This window comes from Paraburkholderia sp., assembly GCF_035656215.1.
Lineage (GTDB): Bacteria > Pseudomonadota > Gammaproteobacteria > Burkholderiales > Burkholderiaceae > Paraburkholderia.
This window is the reverse complement of the sequence record NZ_DASRSY010000433.1, coordinates 1-5,646: the sequence shown is the minus strand read 5'-3', so window position 1 is coordinate 5,646 and position 5,646 is coordinate 1. Positions and strand designations below refer to the sequence as shown.

The 5,646-nt window shown below is 63.4% G+C and carries 4 protein-coding genes and 2 pseudogenes; 4 read left to right on the top strand and 2 right to left on the bottom strand.

Features of this window, described 5'->3' with window-relative positions; genetic code table 11:
• Positions 1-141 precede the first annotated feature (141 nt).
• Positions 142-396, bottom strand: coding sequence for a hypothetical protein (locus VFE81_RS25380; RefSeq protein WP_325047217.1), 255 nt, complete (start codon positions 394-396; stop codon positions 142-144).
• A 299-nt stretch (positions 397-695) separates the two neighbouring features.
• Positions 696-1,091: pseudogene (locus VFE81_RS25375) on the bottom strand (transposase); the annotation flags it as partial.
• Between the two features lie 409 nt (positions 1,092-1,500).
• Between VFE81_RS25375 and VFE81_RS25370 the strand changes: the two are divergent.
• The 4 genes and pseudogenes from VFE81_RS25370 to VFE81_RS25355 form a co-directional block, all read left to right on the top strand.
• A complete protein-coding gene (locus VFE81_RS25370; protein ID WP_325047216.1) occupies positions 1,501-2,403 on the top strand; it encodes a LysR family transcriptional regulator in 903 nt (300 codons plus the stop codon).
• Between the two features lie 125 nt (positions 2,404-2,528).
• Positions 2,529-3,755: a pyridoxal phosphate-dependent aminotransferase gene (locus tag VFE81_RS25365; RefSeq protein ID WP_325047215.1), complete on the top strand. Its 1,227-nt coding sequence runs from the start codon at positions 2,529-2,531 to the stop codon at positions 3,753-3,755.
• A gap of 353 nt (positions 3,756-4,108) precedes the next feature.
• Entirely contained in the window at positions 4,109-5,269 is a 1,161-nt protein-coding gene (gene scpB, locus VFE81_RS25360) for an SMC-Scp complex subunit ScpB (protein WP_325047214.1), read from the top strand.
• A gap of 64 nt (positions 5,270-5,333) precedes the next feature.
• Positions 5,334-5,646 (top strand): annotated as a pseudogene (locus VFE81_RS25355) (23S rRNA pseudouridylate synthase B); the annotation flags it as partial.

Sequence of the window (5,646 nt, the reverse complement as noted above, 5' to 3'; positions counted from 1 at the left end):
AAGTTGGAGAATTCAGCCAGGAGTTGCGAAGACGCTGGTATTTGAGTTCATATCGTCGATTTATCAATCAGTTATGCGATGAAGTTTACAGGTCGAGCGCCCCGTATACAAGCCCTTTCGGGCTTAAGTTGAGAGCATTGCCTAGCGACGGCGTGGCGTGTCTTCACGCGGCGGTTCCGGCCGCGGACGTACATTGCTTGCGATATCGCCGCGCAAGTCGCCACGGGGCGCAGGCGGCGTGAAGTCGCGACTGCGTGCTCCGTTCTGCTGCCAGGTTTCAACGCTGGCCGTGTGGTCCGGTTGCCAGTTCCAACCTTGTGGACGCTGCTGTGCGAGCGCCGGTGCGGCCATTGATGAAACGACAATGCCGCACAGAAGCAGTGACATTGGTTTCATGCTGAGCTCCCGTCAAGCCGATCGACTCAAGGCCTGTTTGCATACACATAAGGTATGCCGAGTAGCGAAAGCACGCTGTAAGCAATGGTAAATGGATGTTTCACACGCAACCATCGAGTCGCTTCAGATGTCTGGAGCGACCCGGTGATGAGGTCGGCAAAGCGGGGAGGGACGACCGCGTTGGGCGCGCCGAGGAGCGGTGCCCATTGCAGGACGGGCGGGCGTCGATAACGGCGCACGGCGGCCCGGATACACGCCGGGCGCCCGCAGGCGCCCGGAGGCAAAACAATTTCGCGTCAGGCCATCTTGACCGGCGCGCGCCACGATTCCGGATTGGTCCAGAATGCGCCACGCAAGCGGTCGCGGCTCGGCGGTGCTGGCGGTTTCGCCGCCGTCGCGCCAATCCGGCCGCGCAGCGAAATTTCACGACCGCTCGTGCCGAGTCGCTTAACTATTTCGGCGAGCGTACCATCGGCTTGCCATTCGTCGAAGCGACGGCGGCAAGTCGGCGGCGACGGATAGCGGCCCGGAAGTTTGGACCAGCCTTCGCCCGTCGACAGCACCCAAAGCACGGCGTTGACAACCGCGCGTGCTTCCACGCGTGGCCGACCGCGCCGTTCGCTCCGTGCTGGCTCCGCACAGAACAACGCCTCGACCAGCGCCCACTCGTTGTCTCTCAAATCGTCGAACAGCATCATGTTTCACCTCAGCGAAGCTAACTCCGGTGCGCTGCCCCGCGCCGCGCACTCTCCATGCACTCGATAGGCGAGTGCCAAGGGGGGTCGGGCTTGCCACGGTCTGCTATTCAGTCAGAAGTCATGGCGCCGACCCTGTGTGCATGTAAATGCAGGAAGTGTGCCAAGTTGAGTCCGACTACCTGAAAGCCCTGTGACAGCGGGCCAGCGCGGGCGCTAGCTAGGGGCGTATAAGAATCCAAAAAACCCATCTCGCAAATCGGGACAATCACCAATCTTGTGCAATCAGGCCCGGCCAGCGTGCGTTTGCGCCTTATTGCTGCATTGCAGCGATAGCATTAAATGCGATTGTGGCGCGGTATTTAGCCATACAATGCGCATCAAACTGGGTTATTGATGAGGTCGGTAAATGAATGTGACGCTGCGACAGCTAAGGGTTTTCATTGAGGTCGCCCGTTTGCAGAGCTTCAGCCGGGCCGGCGATGAGATCGGCTTGACGCAATCGGCGGTCAGCCGCTGCGTACGCGAACTGGAGGGGGAGATCGGTCTGAAGTTAATCGACCGCACCACGCGCGAAGTGCAACTCACGGATGTCGGCGGCAACCTGGTATCGAGCGTCTCACGCCTGCTGACGGATCTGGACGACGCGTTGCGTGAGATCCGTGAAATCGGCGAGCAGCGCCGCGGACGCGTGGTGGTGGCCGCGAGCCCGACCGTCGCCTGCCGGTTGATGCCCGGCGTAGTGGCGTCGTGCGGACACCAGTTCCCCTACATCACATTGGGGCTGCGCGACGACGTGCAAAGCGATGTGGTGCGCAAGGTGAAGTCGGGCGAAGTCGATTTCGGCGTGATCATCGGTCCGTTTTCCGCCGACGACCTGCTCAGCGAATCGCTGATGACGGACTCGTTTTGCGTCGTTTCCCGCGACGATCACCCCCTGGCGGCGCAGAGGCAGGTCGCATGGACTGATCTCGACGGCCAACAGCTTGTCATGCTCGATTACGCGTCAGGCAGCCGGCCGATTATCGACGCCGTGATGCAGGAGCACGGGGTGAGCGCCACCGTGGTACAGGAGTTGGGGCATTCCGCGACCGTTTTTGGGTTGGTCGAGGCGGGTGTCGGCGTGAGCGTGCTGCCCTGGTTGGCGTTGCCGCTCCCGGCAGGCGCCTCGCTGGTGGCGCGGCCGCTCGTGCCGCGCGCCGAGCGCACGGTCGAACTGGTGCGGCGGCGCGACCGTTCGCTGTCACCGGCGGCGGAGGCGGTATGGAGCCTGATTCGTCAATTGCCGGCGCGGGCGGAGGATTTGAGCTAATGACCCGGGCACGCCTCAGCAACGGGTGACTTCGCCGTCCCAAAAACTGGCGCCGCGCTAAACTGTCGCTTCTCCCAAGCGTCAGCCTTGACCCATTACCCGTCCGTCCCCGTGTGGAAGCCTCGATGAGCGAATCGGATCTGCCTGTGCCCTTCATCCCCAACGCACGCGATGCCGTGCGCGCCCTGCGTCCTTCGCAGATCCGTGAAGTCGCGAATGCCGGTTTCGGCGTCGCCGACGTGCTGCCGTTCTGGTTCGGCGAGTCCGACCGGGTGACCCCGGCCTTCATCCGCGACGCCGCCAGCGCCGCCTTGGCCGCCGGCGCGACCTTCTATACGCATAATCTGGGCATTGCGCCGCTGCGCACGGCGCTCGCGGGCTACGTTGGCGAGTTGCACGGGACGACGTCTCCCGATCACATCGCGGTGACGAGCGCCGGCGTCAATGCATTGATGCTGGCTGCGCAGCTTGTCGTGGGCGTGGGTGACCGCGTTGTCGCGGTAACGCCGCTGTGGCCGAATCTGGTCGAGATTCCCAAGATTCTGGGCGCACAGGTGGAAACGGTCGCGCTGGGCTACGGCGAATGCGGGTGGCAGCTCGATCTCGAGCAGTTGCTGGCTGTGTTGACGCCGGACACGAAAATGCTGCTCATCAATTCGCCGAACAATCCGACCGGCTGGGTGATGAGCCGCGACGAGCAACGCGCCGTGCTGGCGCATTGCCGTCGCCACGGCATCTGGATCGTTGCCGATGAAGTCTACGAGCGTCTTTATTTTGCGGACGATCCGTGCGCCGGCGCGCGCGGCGTTCGTTCGCGCACGGCGCCGTCGTTTCTCGATCTGGCCACGCGCGACGAGCGCGTGATCTGCGTGAATTCATTTTCCAAGGCGTGGCTGATGACCGGCTGGCGGCTCGGCTGGATCGTCGCGCCGGCCTCGCTGATGGATGATCTGGGCAAGCTGGTCGAATACAATACGTCGTGCGCGCCGGCTTTCGTCCAGCAGGCGGGCGTCGCGGCCGTCCAGCAGGGCGAGCGCTTCACGCAGGAGCTGGTGCTCGACCTGAAGGCGTCACGCGATCATCTGGTGCATGCGCTGTCCACCGTGGCGGGTGTCGATGTGAAGGCGCCGCCAGGGGCGATGTACCTGTTTTTCTCGATGCCCGGTGCGTCGCGCAGTCTCGAGCTATGCAAGGCCATGGTGCGGGAAGTGGGTTTGGGCGTGGCGCCCGGCAGCGCGTTCGGACCGCAAGGCGAGGGCTTCGTGCGTTGGTGTTATGCCTGCGACACGGCGCGGCTCGACGCGGGTGTCGAGCGACTGAAACGGTTTCTGGCGCAACACGACACACATTGACCCGTCGCTGAGCGGGGAGGTGTTCCGGCGATCTAAGGCCCCATTTCAGCCCGATTCCCGTGCTTTTCCGCCCACTTTTCCGCGAAAGCACCCGAGCGAAGGCAGAACTGGAAAATGCGCCGGGGATTTCGTCTTTACGCACCGATTGTTTTTGCGTAATATGGCGCTCAGTCACGCGATTCCTTTCAGGAATATCGCTGCTCCGTCCGGCTGGGTTTGGCTCGATTGCCTGTTTCGCCTCCCCCCGGTGCGTGCTCCCATCAATATGACCGATCAGAATCGGGCGAGCGCGTCTTCAGTTCCATATCGTCTGTTTGATCCGGTTCTTTGACCACAGGGTCTGACCTAGCTGCATGAATACCCAAGAGGCGAAGATCGTCCTCGAGACTGCCTTGATCTGCGCGCAGGAGCCGTTAAAGCTCGGCGAGTTGCGCAAGCTCTTTGCCGACGGCGTGTCGGCAGACACTGTTCGGAATTTGCTCGAAGACCTCAAGCAGGATTGGTCTGGGCGCGGTGTGGAGCTGGTCGGGCTGGCATCGGGCTGGCGATTTCAAAGCAAGCCCGCGATGCGTTCGTACCTGGATCGTTTGCATCCTGAGAAACCGCCGAAATATTCGCGCGCGGTGCTTGAGACGCTGGCGATCATCGCGTACAGGCAACCGGTCACGCGTGGCGATATTGAAGAGATTCGCGGTGTCACAGTGAATACGCAGGTCGTCAAGCAACTCGAGGATCGCGGCTGGATCGAGGTGATTGGCCATCGTGATGTGCCAGGCCGTCCGGCGCTTTACGCGACCACGCGGCAATTTCTCGACGACCTCGGTTTGAAGGCGCTCGATGAATTGCCGCCGCTCGCCGATCCGTCGGCGCAGCTGAACGCGGATCTGCTCGGTCAGCATGCGATCGAATTTTCAGAGGTCGAGGCAGCACAGGCATTGACTTCGGGCAAAGACGGCGTGTCCGAACAGCAGGCGGATTCCACCGCGGGCGAGGCAGCCACTGAAGCGGGCGAACCTGCCGGCGAGACTGCCGATAGCGATTACGTCGAAGAAGCGGGCGTGGCGGCAGGAACGGAAACCGCTGACGAACACGCCGAAGAGCATCAGGCGTCGGTCGATCGAGTGCGGCATGTGGAGTCGGCTGAGGCAAGCGGGGCAGCCGAAGCAAATGAGGCGGATGAGGCAGCGCATAGCGTTGCGGATGCCGCACCGGCACCCGGGTCGCATCAGGATGCTGCTGCAGCCCCGGCTGGGCAAGAACATGCCGAAGCGGCAAAAGTTGAAACGCAGGTTGAACCCCAGGCCGGCGCCGCCGAGCCCGCATTGAATCACGATCCGGCCTCCCAGGCCGATCCTGCAACACCCGCGCACGACTCGGGCGTGCTCCGCGATACGGAGCATGCCGCCGAGCCGAACCCGACCACCGCGGCGCACGGCGATCCTGAGGATCGTCGCGATGCCGCGCAGGACGATGGCATTCTGACCGACGACGAACCCGAGTCGCGCAGCGCCTGACGTAACCGAACTTTTTTTGCCGCGCCCGCAATGGGCGCGCGCGACCTGACATTTTGAGGTTGTTTTGACACATACCCACGACACCGATTCGTCCGAATCCGAGCGCGCCGCGCCGTCGGCGCGCGCCGACGAAGCGCGCACCACGCAAGCGTCGGCAGGCGAAAGCGAGCGCCCGGCACAGACCACGGAAGCCGACGGCGAAGACCGTCCGCGCCGCGGTCTGCGTCGCGGACCGCGCAGCCTGATCGCGCGACGCCGCGCCGGAGCGAAGACGAAGGGCGCCGAAGGCGCGCCCGCGCAAGGAGCGCCGGTCGTCACAGAAGCCCCGCCGGACGGCGAGGTGGTCGCGCAGGTGCGCATGCCGCGTAAGGATGCAG